The following is a 19291-nucleotide window of genomic DNA, read 5'->3' as shown; positions in this document are numbered from 1 at the left end:
TTTGAACTACTTTAGGTAGACGTCTAAACGTCTAAAATCCAAATTAACTTTTAAGGTATGTTCAATGAAACCAGAAACCATTGCATTACACGCAGGCTATACTAGCGAAGAAACCACCAAAGCGGCAACCACACCTATCTATCAAACCACCTCATTTACCTTTGATAATACACAGCATGGCGCTGATTTGTTCGACCTTAAAGTACCAGGTTATATCTACAGCCGAATAATGAACCCGACAAACGCGGTGTTAGAGCAGCGTTTAACTGAATTGGAAGGTGGTGTGGGCGCCCTAGCTGTAGCCTCTGGCATGGCCGCTATTCGCTACGCCATTGAAGCTATCGCAGAAGTGGGAAGTAATATTGTTAGTGTTGGGCAGTTATACGGTGGCACCTACAACCTATTTGCGCATACTTTTCCTCGCCAAGGTATTCAAACGACCTTTGTACAAGCCAATGACTTCGAAGGCCTTGCCGCCGCCATTGATGAAAATACGAAAGCGGTATTTTGCGAATCTATTGGCAACCCTGCAGGAAACGTAGTTGATATTAAACGATGGGCCGATATTGCACATGCCGCAGGCGTGCCTTTAATTGTTGATAACACGGTAGCCACGCCTATTCTCTGCAAGGTGTTCGACCATGGGGCTGATATCGCCATACATTCGCTAACCAAATATATTGGCGGTCACGGTACGACTGTTGGCGGTATTATTGTTGATTCAGGTAACTTTGACTGGGCTTCTCAGCCAGAGCGATTCAGTATGCTGACCACTCCCGATCCAAGCTACCATGGTGTTACCTACACCGAAGCCCTTGGCCCTGCCGCGTATATTGGCCGTTGTCGTGTCGTTCCTCTTCGAAACACGGGGGCAGCGCTTTCAGCACAAAGTGCGTTCAATATTATGCAAGGTTTAGAAACCTTATCGTTGCGCATGGAGCGTCACTGCGAAAACGCAGAAAAAGTAGCTGCGTTCCTGCAAAAACACCCTTCAGTGAACTGGGTTAACTATGCGGCCCTGCCTGATAGTGAACACTTTGAAACCTGCCAACGCATTTGTGGCGGTAAAGCGGCCGGTATTATTAGCTTTGGTATTCAAGGTGGGTTGCCAGCAGGCGCTCAGTTTATCGATGCCCTACAACTAATTTTACGCTTGGTTAATATTGGTGATGCAAAGTCTTTAGCATGTCATCCTGCCAGTACAACACACCGTCAATTGAATGCTGAAGAACTCGCGTCGGCCGGTGTTAGTGAAGATATGGTGCGTATTTCGGTAGGTATCGAACATATCGACGATATTGTGGCTGACATCGAGCAAGCGCTTATCGCTAGCCAAAGCTAAACACTTGAAGCAGTTACGCTTTGTATTTTAAAGCGCTTAATTGCACTTAGGTATGTCGGGGTTCTGGATTTCAAATGGAGCCCCGGCGTCTTGCCTATTCTCTTTATTCCGCCGTTTGTTCCTTGACTCGTGTCTTTTCCTCACTTTCGGATTGTCTAACAAATTTTTAATTTAGTCTGTGTCAGTAAGGTACAAGCAAGGCTCCACCCACCTGATTTACTGCAACTGTAGTCGCATGAATAAATCAACTTTTCCTTATTCAGCGTATAGTCTTATCGGTTAATCGTTCTCGACCAATGGTCGAACACATCGATAGCGCAAATTAGATACGGTTTTCCGTAATGTCGCTTTACCCGGTTAAAAATTTAAAAGAGGTTATTTTGGCAACACCGTTAAATGAAGTGTCAACAAAACAAGTACTGCAGTGGATAGGTTCACACTTAAGCCAATACAAAACACGTGTCGCTGGGGCCATTATCGCCTTGTTTACTGCCGCTATAGCATGGTTAATGCTAGGACAAGGCATTAAATACGCCATCGATAGTGGCTTTGTTGAAAGCGCCTCTGAAACCTTAAACCAGGCCACGGTTATTGTACTGGTGATAACGTTGATTGCCTGCATTGCTACCTATGCCCGCTTTTACTTGATGACATGGTTGGGCGAGAGAGTCAGTGCCGATATTAGGAATCAGGTTTACTCTCATTTGCTCTCACTTCCCCCATCGTTTTTCGCAGAGCTTAGAACCGGTGAGGTTATTTCACGCTTCACCAGCGACACGACGGTCATTCAAACTGTGGTGGGCATGAGCTTATCAATGACGCTTCGCTCGGTAGTAACATTTGTTGGCGCGTTGGTGCTAATGGGAATATCGAGTCCCCTACTTACCTTTTGCGTCATCATTGCAGTACCCGCGGTACTTGTCCCCATCAAAGTGTTGGCACCGCAAGTGCGCAAGTTCGCTAAAATTAGTCAAGATAAGGTGGCAGATTTAGGCTCGCACATAGATGAAAGCCTGCATGAAATTATGACGGTTCAAGCGTATACCGCAGAAGACAAAGAACGTGCCCACTTTTCATCTCGCGTAGAGTATGCCATGGATGCGGCCAAGCATCGTATCCATTACCGCTCTTTATTAATTGGCTGCATTATGTGCTTGAGCATGACAGCCATTATATTTATTGCTTGGGTAGGCGCACGCCAAGTATTAGAAGGCAAAATGACCGTCGGGGAATTGTCTGCTTTTCTATTTTACGCGGTGATGGCAGGTGGCAGTATCGCCACTGTGAGTGAAGTAATTGGTGAAGTGCAACGAGGCGTAGGCGCAAGCGAACGCCTTTATCAGCTACTGAATGCAACATCAGAAGTGACCTCGCTGTCTGAACATTCGGCTTCATCGCAAGTACCTCAGGTAGCGCCTGCTATTGCGTTTAAAGACATGAGCTTTGGTTATCCCGGTACTAAGCCTTTATTTAACAACCTAAACGTAAATATTAAAGCCGGTGAGAATCTTGCTTTAGTGGGAGCGAGTGGCGCTGGAAAGTCGTCTCTATTCCAATTGCTGATGCGTTTTTACGACCCCTCTAGCGGTGAAATCACTTTTGATGACACTCCCATTATCGGCATGCCGCTAAGCTGCTTGCGCCAACATATTGCCATTGTTACCCAAGAGCCTGTGGTATTCGCCAATAGCGTAATGGAAAACATTCGCTATGGCAGCCCCAAAGCAACGGATGACGAAGTAATGAGTGCGGCCAAAAAAGCTTTTGCCCATGAGTTTATCGATAATCTGGAAAATCGCTATCACACTCAATTGGGGGAGCGTGGCATCAAGCTTTCTGGCGGGCAGAAACAGCGCATCGCCATAGCCCGTGCAATATTAGCCAATCGCCCTATCCTTCTTTTAGATGAAGCAACAAGTGCGCTAGATGCCATGAGTGAGCGTATGGTTCAACAGGCAATGAACCGTTTAATGGAAGGCAAAACCAGTATTGTTATCGCACATCGACTTGCCACCGTTCAACATGCTGATCGTATAGTTGTGATGGATAAAGGCAACATTGTCAGTATCGGTACACACACACAGTTAATGAAAAGCGATACCCTGTACAGAGAATACGCTGAACTGCAATTGCTTAGCTAAGCCTCCTATGGTGCTATAGCACTAGAATTTTGCTTGTGTTAAGTGGCGAAAAAAGAACGCAAAAACAGCCACTAATTATCATCACTAAAAAAATAAAAACTAAAAGATTTCGGAAAAAAAATGACAAATATGATCTCCCGATACGCGAGGGTATCGGCGTGCTGTGTAGTATTGGCGCTGACAAGTGTACCGGCTTACAGCCAATTTATGGGTGACAAACAAGCTAAGTTAGTCGTGACTGAACCGGTCTCTTTCATGTATGAAACCCGAAAAGTGGAAGCGGTGGGCAGTGCCGAGGCGCTCCGCTCTATTGCACTTTACCCTGCCGTTGCCGACGAGGTCATAGAAGTCAATTTTGTTCCTGGCCAACTGGTTGAAGCTGGGAAAGTATTAATAAAGCTAGACAACCGTAGGCAGAAAGTTGCAGTAAAACGAGCCGAACTAACCCTTAAAGATGCACAACGCACGCTTGATAGGCTTGTTACTAGCCATGCCCAAGGCGCGGTGCCCATCAGTGAGCTTGATCTTGCACGCACCCAGCGTGACCTAGCCGAGGTTGCTTTAGAAGAAGCCATTGTCGACTTAGATGACCGTTTTATAAAAGCACCTTTTGATGGCGTTGTTGGCATTACTGACATTGAAGTAGGCGATAGAATAAATGAACAAACGTTAATCACCACGCTTGACCATAGAAGTAAGCTTTACATTAACTTCAAAGCCCCAGAAGCGGCTTTACCTGTGCTGATGAACGCGCCGGATGTGACGTTAGAACCTTGGAGCGATCGCGAAGTGGCTATTAAGGCCGAAATTGCACAAATTGACTCACGCATTAACGAAGCTGATCGTACCTTACGTGCCCGCGCGCTGTTAGACAACTCTGCAGACAAATTCCGCCCTGGTATGAGCTTTCGGGTAAATTTAAGCATTAAAGGCGACCGCTATGCTGCTATTCCAGAAGCCGCGTTATTGTGGGGTGCCACTGGCGCGTACATTTGGCTTGCAGAATCTGGAAAGGCGAAGCGTGTCGATGTAAACGTTCATCAACGTTTACGCGGTGCAATTTTAGTGTCTGGCGCCATTAGCGAAGGAGACACGCTAATTGCTGAGGGCGTGCAGCGTCTTCGAAATGGACAAGACATTACGACGGAATTGGTTGGGGGCCCCTCCAATGAGTAACACGCCTGTAACCAACGATCTCCCCTCGTTATCAATTCGACGGCCAGTACTCATTGTTGTTCTTAACTTACTTATTGCGATTGCCGGTTTATCGGCATTAAGTGCACTAGAAGTTCGAGAACTCCCCGATGTAGATACACCAAGAATTACGGTGACCGCCACCTACCCAGGTGCGTCACCGGAAACCGTTGATGCAGAGGTCACCAGTCGCTTAGAAGGCGCAGTAGCCCGCGTTAGCGGCGTAAAGAATATTTCCGCACAAAGTGAAGAAAACTCAGCAAGAATAAGGGTAGAGTTTCGCGCTGGCGTCAACTTAGAAGATGCCGCCAACGAAACCCGAGAGTCAGTGAGTCGCGTTCAACGACAACTACCGGATGACGTTGAAGAGCTTGCTATTATTCGTGCAGACAGTGACGCGCAAGCGGTGGTAAGCCTTGCGATTTCAAGTGAAACCCTAGACATGGAAACCCTAACTGAGCGTGTTGATACCGATGTCGCTCCGCTTTTTTTAAGCATTCCTGGGGTGGCGGATGTCAGCATGAGTGGCGACAGAGAACGTGTACTTAGGGTATCCGTTGACCCCCTTCGTTTAACCAGCTTTGGGCTATCGATGGCCGAAATTGCCAGCGCATTAGAACTCGCGCCTTTTGATGTGCCAGCAGGCAGTATTCAATCTTCCGATCAAGCCTTAATTGTGCGAGCAGACGCTACATCAGTCAGTGCTGAAGATGTAGGTAACATTGTCGTTTCAGGTGATATACGAATCAGCGACGTCGCTAGTGTGTATTTTGGCCCTGCCGATTCCAGCAGTATGGTTCGACTTGATGGCCGGCCTGTTATTGGCTTAGGCGTTATACGCCAAGCCAGTTCGAACACCATTGAAATTTCAGATGAAGTGCTTTCTATGGTGAAAGACATAGACAAACGCTTTACGGATATGAAGATTGTAGTGACGTCTGACGACGCCGAATTTATTCGAGATTCGGTAAAAGAAGTAGTAGTGTCGTTGAGTCTTACCGTAGCCTTGGTTGTTCTTACTTTATTAGTGTTTATTGGCTCTTGGCGCGCCACTATTGTGCCAGCACTGAGTATCCCGGTCTCACTTGCAGGTGCGTTAGGTATTATTTGGGCCATGGGCTTTTCGGTTAACATCCTAACCTTATTGGCGCTAGTCCTTGCCACAGGCATGATTGTTGATGACGCCATTGTGGTATCTGAAAACATTCAGCGCAGAAGAGCTATGGGGCTTGGTCCTCGGGCAGCCGCGGTTATTGGTACCCGTGAAGTATTTTTTGCGGTTATTGCTACCACGGCAGTACTAGCCTCGGTGTTTATACCTATCGCATTTTTGCCATCTACCGCAGGGCGCTTATTCAGAGAATTCGGCGGCGTGCTAGCGGGAGCAGTCATTATTTCATCGTTTGTTGCTTTGTCGTTAGTACCCGCGCTTACCGCTCGGCTCTCGAAAAAGCAATCGACGAAGTCGGGCTTTTTCGATGCCACCTTTGGCCGCTTCGGTCACGCCTGTTTACGGATGTATCAAAAGTCATTAGTGGTCGCGCTAAAATATGCGTGGGCGGTAGGCATACTAAGCTTATTGGCTGGCGGTGGTGCGTATTTACTGGCAAAAAATATCGATAATGAATTAATGCCAAGTGAAGATAGAGGCACTATTCGTATATTTGCTCGTGGGCCCGATGGTGCAGGCTTGAACTTCATGGACCGACAGGCCGAGAAGATGGAAGAAATGCTATTCCCTTATGTGGAAAACGGCACCATAGACTCTATTTACACAGTAGTGGGACAGTGGGATCCTAACATTGTATTTATTACTGTTCCGCTTAAACATTGGGATGACCGCGACAAGTCGCTACAAGACATCGTGGGTGAAATTCGCCCTGGCTTGCAAGCCATTCCAGGTGCGCCGGGCAATGCCTTTGGTGGAAACAGCCTTAATTTACGTGGCCAAGGTGGTGGACTAGAACTGGCACTCACTGGCGATACTTATGAAAATATTCATAAAGCGGCATTGGCTTTTGCTAACGAGATAGAGAATGCGTTACCTGAAGTAGGTAGGCCGCAAATAAGCTACGACCCTACGCAGCCTCAAATGCGAGTTAATATAGATAGGCGACGAGCAGAGGAATTAGGTGTGCCACTACCTGATATTGCCAGCGCCCTTCGCGCTGCGGTTAACGGTGATGATATTGCTGATTTAAACGTGGGTGACCAAGCCATTCCTATTATGCTGCAAACTAATAATAGAAATTCTATTAACCCATCAGATCTGACTAACCTATATGTGAAAAGCAGTACCGGCAACCTAGTGCCATTATCCAGTGTCGCATTTATTACAGAAGAAGGTGTGGCGGCAGAACTTGAACGCCAAGCGCAGCGCCGTGCCATCAATATCGAAATGGATTTACCAGAAGACTTAGCCTTAAGCGATGTGGTAGACAGTATTCGTGAACTTGGCAACGAAACGTTACCAGATGGCATGGGGTTGGTATTCTTAGGTGAAGCACAAACCTATGAAGAAACATCTAAGCAAGTCGCCCTCACCTATGTACTCGCGTTTATTATTGTACTGCTAGTATTGGCAGCGCAATTTGAAAGTGTGAATTCAGCCGTTGTGGTTATGTTGACGGTCCCCTTCGGTATTGCTGCGGCTATTTATGCCCTATACCTAACCAGTACAAGCATTAACATTTACTCGCAAATTGGCTTGGTGATGCTAATAGGTCTGCTGGCGAAAAATGCCATCTTACTTATTGAGTTTGCTGATCAGTTACGCGACAAAGGCTACAGCGTTTACGATGCCATTATAGAAGCGGGTCGCGTTCGCCTTCGCCCCATTATGATGACATTAGTGTCTACAATATTAGGTGGCTTGCCCCTTATACTTTCAACCGGTGCTGGTGCTGAAGCGCGAAATGCTATTGGCTGGGTTGTGTTTGGTGGGCTAGGCATTGCGGTAGTCTTTACCTTATACCTAACCCCAGTGCTATATCTTGCATTAGCCCGATTTACTAAACCTCGCGCCGATGAAAGCCAGCGGTTAGAAGGGGAAATGCGAGAGGCTGAACTGCGCGAAGAAGCCAGTGTAAGTTAAGGCCAATACAGACGGCGTGAATATTCGCTTACTCCTCTGTACCTAAAGTATCTTTTAAAAACCTCGTTTTTAACGGGGCTTTTTTATAACTCAGCGGCTTATAAACGCTGCACTATTTAAGCTTCATCATGCTTATAATTGTCGCCGATTATGTGATGGGTAATTCACTTTTTCACTTTTCCATAGGTGATAGCAAAAAGTTATCACACTGATAGTTAAAACATCCCAAAAAATGGGGCTTTCATGCCTATCTCACTGTTTATTTTACTCTCTAACTCTTACAATCCGCGCGAATAAAAATTGCTGCTAGGAATCGACACCATGTTAGACGTGGCACTCATTGTCATCGCCATTCTTGCACTACTGTGCGTTATCTTTGAAGACCTCATTCATATAGACAAAGCCAAAACTACCTTATTACTAGGCACTATTTCTTGGTTACTTCTGTTTATATTTTCTTCGTCTATTTCTCAGACTAAGCACATCAATGACGCGTTAATGAGTAACTTCACCGAAATTTCCACATTATGGTTATTTTTGGTGGCAGCGATGACATTCGTGGCGTATTTAAACCGAAAAGGCTTAATTGAAAATGTGATGAATATTGTGATGCCAGAGAAAATCAGCCTAAAAGCATTACTGTTCTTTACTGCTATTTTCAGTTTTTGCTTCTCCTCGTTAGCCGATAACATTACAGCAACGCTGGTATCAATTGCGTTAGTGCTGTCTTTGGGCTTGCCATTAAAACAGACCATCCGCTTTTCCGTTTTGGTGGTATTCGCCGTTAATTCAGGTGGGGTATCATTGATTACCGGCGATGTCACAACGCTGATGATTTTTCTGCAACACAAAGTGTCTATTACCGAACTGCTCATGCTGATAGTCCCATCCTTTATCACCGTGATGTTGCTAGCAGCATTGCTTAGTATTGGCATTACTGGCGAAGTAAGAATTAAGAAACAGCGAAATGATATCGCAACGGTTGATTACATGATTGCCGCCATATTTCTTGCGACCATAATATTTACCCTGGCCGCTAATGTCATGTTTTCCATTCCGCCTGTACTTAGCTTTTTAACCGGTATGGCGGTTATGTTTATGGTGGCAACGCTCTACGGAAAACACAACGACAACGACCCCATACTCAACTACATTCGTTATATTGAATTCGACACCCTGTTGTTTTTCTTAGGTGTGCTATTGCTTGTAGGCATGTTGGAACATATTCACGCACTTAACGGCTTTATGTATTTATACGATTCACTGCCTGTGAGCGTAGCTAATTATCTGATGGGGATAGTATCGTCTATGATAGATAACGTACCTTTAACCGCAGCGTTGTTAAAAGCGGAAATAGCCATGACGACACCTGAGTGGTTATCGTTCACTTATGCGGTGGGTGTGGGTGGCTCTTTATTAGTCATAGGATCGGCAGCAGGTATTGTGGCCATGAGTAAAGTGGAAGGGCTAACTTTCGCTACCTTCCTACGTTACTCTGCCCTATTACTTCTTGCTTATAGTGTTGGCTACACTATGGTATTGCTGTTAGCTAATGCGTTGTACTAGCAAGGCCAAGTAGTGAAAACACTATTCAGTGATCCCACGCTTTGCTACCGACGGTTAGTAACTTGTGTATATTGCATCTCGCTGAGCACTTGGCGTCTAGCTAAGCTCTAAGTGTTTAACCAGCTCTAGGCAGTTAGTGCGGAGCTTGGCTATTAACCTGATTGGGCAGTGCACTGCTGCCTGCTATCAATGCTTTTGCCAATAGTTTATGGGTAAGTACCGATAATAGCTCTGTTTCTGCTTCACTTCGCTCTCCATCAACGCCTGTGATTGCCATGGCGACCTCCAAGGTTTTTTCCGCGTCAAAAGATAGGTCATCTTTTAGCGCTCGCATGAACTTAAGCTCATCGCCAGTATCAATAGCTTGTCTAGTTTGATAAATCGTATCGTTCAAGAAAGCTTCCCGGCAAATTGGGCTTTGCCAGTCTAATTCTTCAACCATTGAATTGAGATAGTCTTGTTCGGATAACGTCACCATACCGTCTACTTGGTAAAGTAGTACTGACAATTTGATAAGTGCTTGATTAAAGGTTTGTTGCTGTGAAAGTTGCATAGTTTCATCCTCTTCGTGCCATACGCATTGGCACCACTACTTGCCCGCATCCTGCTAGGCAGTTTATTGTTTCTCACGAGAGTTTTAATGTTGCTCCTACTCGTTGACAGCTATATTACGCCACCATGAACAATTAAGTTCAACATGTGAAATTAGTGTAAAACAACTGTTATTATTATAGTCCTTTTTCTACGGGTTCCAAGTAAACTTGCGTATAAGAAGCCCAAAATAAGTGTAAAGATGATTGTAAAGAATAGAGCTGCTAACGCAGCCCTAGCGTGATATCGTTAATGTAGAAATTGCCAGTAAACGTTTTGTCATTTTCACCATGGGGATCGAGTGCAAAAAATTGCTTTTCCTGATCGGCAAGCGCTTGATAGCCACCAATCACTTGATACATCCATACCTCTTGATCAAAGCCTAATGCTTTTTCTTCATAGTAGGTTAACGCTGTTTTCGGTTGGCCTGAATCAATGACTTCGCAGAAGAAGTCTTCTATGGCCAACTGCAATTCATCCTTTTCAAGAGATACCGTAGATTGTGCGGTTACATCGATATCTTGTTGTGCTTCAGCATCATCTTGTTTAGAAGCACGTTGATGAATATGCGTAAGCGAGGACACAATCTCTTGATAATCGTTCTCGTGCTCAACGTTATTCACGTCTGGCGCAGCTGCACTAATCACGCTGTTCGATTGATTAAACAACACTGGCACTTGGGTCAAGTTAGTGTAGTTACCCGGCGCAAAGTCAGGGTGTTGCTCCATGTGTAGCAAGTAGCCTTTAAGTAAGCGAGTACGACCTTGGAATTCCCGAAACCGGCCAAGCAAATCTATCAACCGCGCTTGTACTACCGAGAGTTCTTGCGCGGCTTTTGAAAAGCGCTGTTGCAAAGAAACCACCAGCAAATGGCGAAGCTCTCGGTTTGAGCCAGCTATTTCACTTAATTCGTCAAAGCGGAAACATTCCAGCTGTGACAACAGATCAGTAACTTGCCCTTGCGCCAGTTCGTTTTCGCGAATTTTCGCATCTACCGAAGACACATAACCAAACTCATTGGTAATACGCCCGAATAATACACGTACGCTATTCGATAATGACTCAGACAGTTGATACACATGCTCGGTTAAATCGCTCATGTGAGCAGCAGACTCATTGTACTTATTGTAATGCAGCGCTTCTTTATAATGCTCAGCCAAGGTTTTTAAGCTCGCTAGCGACGCACCGATATTCGCATTAATCGTGCGGTTTCTTTCATCTTGTAAGCTACCTTCTAGTAACGTACGCACCGCACTTTTAAGCCGCAACTCACTTTGCGACTCGGGACGCCAAAGCACTCCCAGCTGCACCAATTGCTCTAAAACCTTAGGGCTGTGTTTTTGCTCATCAACGGTGCCGTTTATATACACCTGCATAATAAGGTCACTGTGCTTACCCAATGCATTCAGTAAGCGAGTGCCTGTTTGAATAAGCGCTTGGCTCATAACAAGCTACCTTGGGTTATAGCTGCATCAGCTTGCTCAGATAAACTTAGCGCTTCGGTTTCATCAATAAAACGCAGCATTTCATAGAGGTGCTCTACTTTACCGGTAGCAAGGTAAATCTGCTTTTCTGGGTTTGGCCTAGTTAAGTACCCCATTTCAGTTAAGCGTTTAAATACCTGCTTTAACTGACCATCTAAATTTACGCTGGTAGAACCAAACATGCGGTAACGAGAAATTTTCTCTAGTTGCTCGGCATAGGCAGGGGTATCTTCAATAGTAGTTTGCAGTTCGTTCAAGCGAATAGCATTGCCCATGGTAACCGGCATATCAGATTCATTGGCCTGTTGTACTAACAACAACCATTCCACCAGCGGGACTAAGTTCGACGCGGTATCTTGAAACTGTTGAGTTAGCATTTTGCGCTCTGTCTCACCAATGGTGAGGTAACTGGCAAAAAACACATCGCCTTCAGCTGTGCTTGAAAGCGTGCGATTTAGCATGGCTAAATGTGGCTCTAGTTGCTGGGCTTTTTCACGGTTTTTCAAGAAACGCCATGCTTCTTCGTCAGTAACCTGACAAATAAACGTCCCTTGCAATAGTGCGCTTAACACGCGGCCTTGTTCAGTCATCATGATAATGTCTCCTGGCTAGCGGCGTTCCCTTTATCTTTTGCTTTTTTAGCTTGTAGGCGAGCAGCAATGCCACTGGTTCTAGGCTGAACCACCTGCAACTGGCGGGTTACTTTGTCAATTAAGTAGCGGTTTTCAAACAAAGTAAGTACTTCCGATTCTGGGTTAGGAAACGCCCCGACTACGCTAATGTTATTATTCTGACAGGCATCAAATATTTTCTTCACATTGCTTTGATGCAGCGTACCTAGTTCATCAATTGGCCAGTGTACGGTTGCTTCTGCGTCGCCTCGCAGTAAACGGGTAAAGGCCAGTAAGAACTTACACAAAATAAGGTAAGCCATACCATGACTTGACGATTCATTAAGCTGACGATCGGTTCGGATAACCAAGTCGCTTTTGCCTTCACGTAAATGAAGTTCGATATCAAGCAACTTGCTGATGCCGCCAGTTAGTGCTGCGCGGCCTAAAATATCTAGCACACGGCGCATACTTAGCCCGTATTCTTCTTCAGGTAAGGTATTGGCGCCCTCTTCCATCCAATGCTCGTAAAGCTTTCTAAACTGCTCTAGCTCTGGCCAGAATTCTAGCTCACTTATGCGAGAGCGAATTTTAACAGCTGAATCAGACACACCATCTAGGAACAGCTCACCGTCGACTTCTTGGGTAATTCGGCGGCTTTGCGACACAATGCGCTTATCTATATCGGCAAGTACAAAGTAGTACTGAGACAAGTCAGCCCCGAATATTCTGCCCTGCTCACGTAAGCCTTGCAGTTTCTGAGGCACTATCACATTAAGAAGCTGAGATAAGTGAGATACCATGCGGCGATGGTCGAAGCTCTTTACACCGTGGGCGTTAATAGTGGCGCATTCTTCACGTGCGCGCTCCCATGTATCAGAAAGCCCAGTTCCAGCTTGCGCTGCAATCAACTGATCGAACCTTTCTACATAAGCTCGAATATCACTATAAAGTGTATCTCGTTCTTGTAAGTGCCCTTGAACTTCAGAAATACGCTGGTTCACACTGACATCGTCATGCTTAATTTCAGTAAACTCTTTCGCTGCTTGCAGGGTAAGCTTACTGAGTGATTTACTTAATGTTCGAACTTGTTCTAGTTGATCCGTTGCTGTCTTCAGCCTAGTTTCAAGTGAAGCTTGCTGTTCTTGTAGTTGTTCGCGCGTCGCTTTGTACTCGCTTTGCTTTTGAGCTAAACCGCGTTCAGATTCCCCTAAAGATTTCCGTGCTTTAGCTAGTTCGTCCTGCCATACCACTTTTTGTTTAGTGAAAATGGTGGCATACCAACGTTCATAGTCAGCCACTTTATGGCGGTGGGCTTCGGTGCGGTTTATGTCCTCTTTCAGCTTATTAATTTGCTTTTTAAGCTGGCCTATTTCGTCTATATCTACACCGCGATTATTTAGCTCATTTTCAAGCCACTTTTGCATGTCTTCACGGTCGCAAGCAGCATTCGCTTTTGCCTGCTGCATGTCTTTATCAATTTGTGCAATACGGCCTGTACTGTCGGCGATAAGTTGTTGCCAGTGGAAGCTATGTTCTGTTTCCGACTCTCGCTGCTGATCTTTTATTTCATCGCGGCTAAGCTCATATTGGGCTTTGGCTTGTTTTTGGGCTTGAAGGTTAGCTTCAAGCTTGGTTTTCGCCTTTTGCTTACGCGCTGAAAGCGCCTGCTGGTATTCGCTTAATAAGCTATCTCGGTCTTGTTGCGCACGCTTACGGCTAGCCTCAGCACTTTTCACTGCATTGTCTTTTTGCGTCATCGACAATTCAGCATTACGCACATCTTCATTGGCTTTAGCTAAACGCGTTTCGCATTCATTTTGCGCAGCAAGCGATGCCGCTTGACGAGTTTCGGCTAATTGAAGTTGTTGCTTTAAGGCTTGTTCGGTTTGTGCGTATTCAGGTATTTCAAGTTCTGATAGGGCTAGACTAACGCCCATCAGCGACGTATTTGCTTCGTCAGTGTCCGACTTTTGGTCCAATTTGGCTTCACCAGCGGCTTTAACCACGCTGGGGTTCAAGTCGTTTCTGTCTAACAATTCAGGGCGAAGCACCTTACCTAACGATAATTCCCAATCATCGACATTGGCTCGCAAGAATTCTAGCAGTGAGCCCTCTCCGGGGTACAACAAACCATTGATTTTTGAAACTGCACTCTCTTCTTTTTGAAACGCAACGCGCGCTTTATCAAGGGCGTTTGAGGCATCTTGCCTAAACTGCACCGCTTTACTGTGGGCTTGCTGAGTTTGTCGGTAAGCCGCTCGAGCTGCATCTTCGTTAACCGACGCTTCTTTTGTGGCGCCATCAAGCAAATCTAATTGCGACTGTTCAAATTCGTTGTAACCCGCGTTAGATAGCGAGGACTTAAGTTCAGCTTCAGCGACTTTAAGCTCACCAGACGCGGTTTGATAATTTGCTTGTAAGGTGCTGAGCTGGCCTGCGTAGTCGTCTCGAATGCGAGCAATGGCTTCATGTTCTTGTTGTGTTTGCTCTGCTTTGGTTTCCGCTGCCTCTTGCCTTGCCGCTGACAGTGACTCTAACGAGAGTGACAACTTATCGCCTAGTTCAGCCAATCGTTTGTTGTAGGCTGATTCAATATCTTGGTGCTTTTCGGTAAGCAATAGATAGCGGCTGTCGGCCAGCTCGCGCGCGTTTTGCCACTGCGCTAGATTGGCCACGTCTTCTTTTAGTTTATCGATATTCTGGTCTTGCCATTTATCGAATTCACGCTCAACGGTATCGAGTTCACTGGTGTATTTTTCAACATCAGCACGGGCAGACGAAATAACTTGGTTAAGGTGATCACGGGTATCGTGCCACTGACTATCCGTTTGTTTACGCTGAAATGTGTTCTCATCTAATTCGTTTTTAGTGGTATCAACGCGAGTAGATAGATACACTTTATCCAACTCAAAGCTGTGCTTTAAGTTAGCTAATAGTTGCTCAGTGCTGCTTAACGCCATATCGGCTTGTTCAAGTTTACTGAACTCAGGACGAATATTGTCGAACTGTTTGATTAACTGGCATTCTTTAATCCAGTCATCAACACGGTGACGGCTTAAACCTGAAGTAGGCGGTGTTACCCCGTCTTCTTCCAAAATAGCGGCAATCATGGCTTTGATGGTTTCCATCTTGCCTTCTTTTGAATGCACCGCTTTTGCAAGTTTTTCGATATGACGCATGTGCTTGCTTGGCTCGCACAGGCTAAATATTTTAGCGTAACCTAACAGCTCACGCCCGTTACCGCTTTGGTTTAATACACCATGGTCGTTTTGCACAATCGCGCGGAAGTCTTTGGTATTAAGTAAGCTGGTTACCATCACGTTATTGCGTTTCATGGCGCGGGCAAGTTCGGCGCTACTTACGCTAACGTGCTTACCACTTTTTTGTTTAATTAAGTAATCGTCGATATCGAACGGCTTGCCCACTAAACGATAGTTAACACCCGAACCGTTGGAGCTTAAAACCGCTTGGCATAAATCACCATCGGCGCGCGCATACTCATAAATAATAAAACTGGATAAACGAGGTAAGTACCAACGCTCAAAACTATCGCGAGTGGCAGGTACAACACGACTAGGATATTCACCGTAAAAAACCGGAATGAGCCGCTGCAAGGTAGTTTTACCCGATGCGTTCGTACCACAGATGTTGGTATGCCCATCAAGCTTTAATTCAACCACACCCGGCAAATGGGTATCGATGAGAACAATACGTTTTAAGCCTGCCATTCAGTATCCTATTATTTGAGTATCAGCACATTGCCCTTTTGGGGCTTCAAGCACGTCTATCTATATTAAACGTTTTATTTTTTGCAATTAACAAGCCGCACTCAGGCACTGCTTGTAAACCGATTAATGAGCCGTTCAGTGTATTATGAAATGAATGATTTGCACAGACAGTATGAGGGGACAAACACAGCAGAATGAGTGACTGCTGCTTTTTTGCGCTAAGGTGATAGGTGTTGTAGTGAAAAGAGAAAAATTAAGCAACTACCTTAGCAAGGTTAACGTGAAAACCATGCTTTGAAAGCCATTCAAAACCTTCGCTTGAATGTTCGACATGGCATATATTGTCCTTTTGTTTCTCTGCATCTAACATGCGATTAAGCTGGTACGTTTTAAGCGCGTGATCTTTATAGACCCTCGCGGTGTGCGTCATATTATTAATTTTTGCCCAAACAAGCATTTCGTTAATGACAGGTTCTACGTCTGGGGTAGACAACGCCCACTCGTCGAAATACACAAGGTGTGCCCAAGGGCTGGTGTTAAGCTGACGGCCTAAGCTTTTAAATTCCTTACTAAATCTCTCAGCAATAGAAAGATCCCAAGCGCCTTTGACATGTACAATGACAACATTATTGTCTGCTCTAATGACGTAGTTCGCTCTTATCATTATTGCCTCGCATCAAAAATTAACAGCGTTGGACACTATTATAGCTCAGGATTGTCAAAACCATAATATTCTCGCAAGATTGTACCTCCTCGTTTCTACATCTAAGAATAGAAACTCACACACAAAACTGCCCACAATTAACGACTTTCGCTTACTTACCACAATTAATTTTGCACGCTCTCAGATTAGGTAGACCCGTGTAACTGCTTACGTCCTGTTACTTAAACCAAACAACTCGCCTATAGAATGAGACGCGAGAAAATAAAAAAAAGCCCCATCTTGATGGGGCTTTTTAAATTCATTTCTATTTAACGGTTAGCGTGGAGGGAACATTCCGCCACCGCCGCCGAAACCACCTGGGCCTCCGCCACCAAATCCACCTGGACCGCCCGGTCCACCTGGAGGCATCATACCTTTCATCTGACGCATCATTTTCTTCATGCCGCCGCCAGACATTTTTTTCATCATCTTCTGCATTTGAGTAAACTGTTTAAGTAAACGGTTCACATCTTGAATCTGGGTACCAGAACCTGCGGCAATACGTCGCTTACGAGACCCCTTGATGATATCAGGGCGAGAACGTTCAGCGGGTGTCATCGAGTTAATAATGGCTTCCATCTGATTAAACTGCTTGTCGTTGGCCTGTTCTTTGATTTTTTCAGACATACCGCCCATACCCGGCAGTTTGTCCATCATTCCCATCATGCCGCCCATGTTCTTCATTTGCTCAAGCTGATCTTTAAAATCTTGCAGATCGAAGCCTTTGCCTTTTTGAACTTTCTTAGCCAGTTGTTCTGCTTTATTGCGGTCAACCTTACGTTCCACTTCTTCAATTAAGCTGAGTACATCACCCATGCCTAAAATCCGTGAAGCGATACGCTCTGGGTGGAATGGCTCTAGCGCATCTACTTTCTCGCCCATACCGATAAACTTAATAGGTTTACCCGTAATATGACGAACTGAAAGCGCTGCACCGCCTCGTGCATCACCATCGGCTTTCGTTAAGATTACACCGGTTAATGGTAGTGCATCGTTGAACGCCTTTGCTGTATTGGCAGCGTCTTGACCTGTCATGGCATCAACCACGAACAAGGTTTCAATTGGCTTCACGGCAGCATGTAAATCTTTAATCTCGTCCATCATGTCATTGTCGACATGTAAACGACCTGCAGTATCAACTAGCAGTACATCAAAGAAGTTTTTCTTCGCTTCGTCAATGGCGCCTTCAACAATGTGAATTGGCGTTTGCAAAATAGTTGATGGATGAAAAGCAACGTTAACTTCGCTAGCAAGGGTTTCCAACTGTTTGATCGCCGCTGGGCGATAAACATCGGCACTCACTACCATAACCTTTTTCTTTTCACGCTCGGTTAGGTATTTAGCAAGCTTACCTACAGAGGTGGTTTTCCCCGCCCCTTGAAGGCCAGCCATCAAAATAACCGCAGGAGGCTGAGTGGCAAGGTTTAGCTTTTCATTTGCTTCCCCCATCACCGCTTCTAGCTCAGACTGAACAATCTTGATAAAGATCTGTCCTGGCTTCAGGCTCTTGGTAACTTCAGTCCCTACCGCACGCTCTTTGACTTGTGCAACGAAGGATTTGATAACCGGTAATGCAACATCCGCTTCAAGTAACGCCATGCGCACTTCGCGAAGCGTTTCTTTAATGTTGTCTTCTGTAAGACGCCCCTTACCACTGACATTTCGTAATGTCTGGCCTAAGCGTTCTGATAAATTTTCAAACATAGTATGAAACTTCTATTTATTTCAGACGTAATGCGCCTATTGTAACGTAAAAGGGCGACTTAACGTACCGTCTAGTGAAGGAAATTTCTTTCCTCTGTCTACTGCTCACGCATACAAGCCTGCTATGAGCCACCATTAAACTAATTCAGGTCGTTATTGTCTCATCTCAAAGACTAGCTTGCGAGAAAATTAAACGAACGCTATTGCCCCAATACATGGTACTTGCATAAAGAAAAACAAGGAGATGGTTGAATTTAAGCCCAACTTCCAGTATCAATACCGCCAGTATTGGTGATAAACACCATTTTTTACAGGAAACATCATGAACACCGCTTTCGCCATTGCCGCCGCTGCGCTTTACGCTATGGCCGCCATTGTTTTACTTGGCAAGTTTGTACATCAAGAAGGCCCAAACAAACGCTTAGGCCTAGGCATTGCTAGCTTAGGTGTTGTTGCGCACATTGCGTTTTTGCTTAACGTTATTATGGTGGCGCCTGGGCAAGACATGAGTATTACCAATGTACTTTCACTAGTGGCGTGGATAATCACCACCGCCATGCTGATATTTGCTCGCGCTATTCCAAACCTTATTTTGCTTCCGGTGGTATTTGGGTTTGCTAGCCTATCAGTGCTGGCCTCGCTATTTATTCCCGTGTCTTACATCATGCATATAGAGCTGCAACCAGGGCTAGTTGTGCATATCAGCTTGTCTCTGTTTGCTTATTGCACATTGGTTATTGCCTTTCTTTATGCCTTGCAGATGTCATACATCACCTATCGATTGAAACAAAAAGGCGCAGCGCTACTACATTCATCTTTGCCACCTCTGATGTTGGTAGAAGGCATATTGTTTAAGCTTTTGCTGGTGGGTACATGCTTGTTATCTGTGTCGCTTCTTAGCGGGTTTGTGTTCTTAGATGACATGTTTAATAAAACGTATGCGCATAAAACGGTACTATCGAGTGCCGCTTTAGTCGTGTACTTAATATTATTGGTTGGTCAAAAGCTGAGAGGATGGCGAGGAAGACAAGTGATATTTATGACAGTACTCGGCGTTATTTTACTGTCACTTGCGTACTTCGGTAGTAAATTGGTTCGCGAAATATTGCTATAAATCACCTATTATCTAA

12 protein-coding genes are annotated in these 19291 nt (G+C 45.2%); 6 read left to right on the top strand and 6 right to left on the bottom strand.

Going from position 1 to position 19291, the window contains the following annotated elements; genetic code table 11:
• Positions 1-64: 64 nt before the first annotated feature.
• From KYS23_RS03275 to nhaD, 5 genes are all read left to right on the top strand, one after another.
• Positions 65-1342: an O-acetylhomoserine aminocarboxypropyltransferase/cysteine synthase family protein gene (locus KYS23_RS03275; RefSeq protein WP_159529707.1), complete on the top strand. Its 1278-nt coding sequence runs from the start codon at positions 65-67 to the stop codon at positions 1340-1342.
• Positions 1343-1722: 380 nt separating this feature from the next.
• Positions 1723-3483: an ABC transporter transmembrane domain-containing protein gene (locus tag KYS23_RS03270; protein WP_218418036.1), complete on the top strand. Its 1761-nt coding sequence runs from the start codon at positions 1723-1725 to the stop codon at positions 3481-3483.
• Positions 3484-3612: 129 nt separating this feature from the next.
• Positions 3613-4659: an efflux RND transporter periplasmic adaptor subunit gene (locus KYS23_RS03265; protein ID WP_373996580.1), complete on the top strand. Its 1047-nt coding sequence runs from the start codon at positions 3613-3615 to the stop codon at positions 4657-4659.
• The gene (locus tag KYS23_RS03260) at positions 4652-7771 is read left to right on the top strand and encodes an efflux RND transporter permease subunit (RefSeq protein WP_218418035.1); all 3120 of its coding nucleotides are present in this window, start codon (positions 4652-4654) and stop codon (positions 7769-7771) included. The genes KYS23_RS03265 and KYS23_RS03260 overlap by 8 nt, the downstream gene beginning before the upstream one ends.
• A 321-nt stretch (positions 7772-8092) precedes the next feature.
• Positions 8093-9337, top strand: coding sequence for a sodium:proton antiporter NhaD (gene nhaD / locus KYS23_RS03255; protein WP_218418034.1), 1245 nt, complete (start codon positions 8093-8095; stop codon positions 9335-9337).
• A gap of 133 nt (positions 9338-9470) precedes the next feature.
• Here the strand turns inward: nhaD and KYS23_RS03250 are convergent, their stop codons facing one another.
• The 6 genes from KYS23_RS03250 to ffh form a co-directional block, all read right to left on the bottom strand.
• Positions 9471-9890 (bottom strand): tellurite resistance TerB family protein, encoded by a 420-nt coding sequence (locus tag KYS23_RS03250; RefSeq protein ID WP_218395397.1) that lies wholly within the window; start codon positions 9888-9890, stop codon positions 9471-9473.
• 262 nt (positions 9891-10152) lie between these two features.
• Positions 10153-11373, bottom strand: coding sequence for a phosphoenolpyruvate carboxylase (locus tag KYS23_RS03245; protein ID WP_218418033.1), 1221 nt, complete (start codon positions 11371-11373; stop codon positions 10153-10155).
• The gene (locus tag KYS23_RS03240; protein WP_159529695.1) at positions 11370-12005 is read right to left on the bottom strand and encodes a condensin complex protein MksE; all 636 of its coding nucleotides are present in this window, start codon (positions 12003-12005) and stop codon (positions 11370-11372) included. Before KYS23_RS03240 ends, KYS23_RS03245 begins: the two co-directional genes overlap by 4 nt.
• A complete protein-coding gene (locus KYS23_RS03235) occupies positions 12002-15754 on the bottom strand; it encodes an ATP-binding protein (RefSeq protein ID WP_218418032.1) in 3753 nt (1250 codons plus the stop codon). Before KYS23_RS03235 ends, KYS23_RS03240 begins: the two co-directional genes overlap by 4 nt.
• A 253-nt stretch (positions 15755-16007) precedes the next feature.
• Positions 16008-16418 carry a hypothetical protein gene (locus tag KYS23_RS03230; protein WP_159529691.1) on the bottom strand — a complete coding sequence of 137 codons (411 nt, stop codon included), beginning with the start codon at positions 16416-16418 and terminating at the stop codon, positions 16008-16010.
• Between the two features lie 315 nt (positions 16419-16733).
• A complete protein-coding gene (gene ffh, locus KYS23_RS03225) occupies positions 16734-18161 on the bottom strand; it encodes a signal recognition particle protein (protein ID WP_159529689.1) in 1428 nt (475 codons plus the stop codon).
• Positions 18162-18483: 322 nt separating this feature from the next.
• Between ffh and KYS23_RS03220 the strand changes: the two genes are divergently transcribed.
• On the top strand, positions 18484-19275 hold the full coding sequence (locus KYS23_RS03220; protein WP_159529687.1) for a cytochrome C assembly family protein: 792 nt from the start codon (positions 18484-18486) through the stop codon (positions 19273-19275).
• Positions 19276-19291: the final 16 nt, after the last annotated feature.

The organism is Alteromonas lipotrueae (assembly GCF_019249255.1).
Taxonomy (GTDB): domain Bacteria; phylum Pseudomonadota; class Gammaproteobacteria; order Enterobacterales; family Alteromonadaceae; genus Alteromonas; species Alteromonas lipotrueae.
Note: the sequence above shows the minus strand (reverse complement) of the source record. Positions and strands in the feature narration are given on the sequence as shown.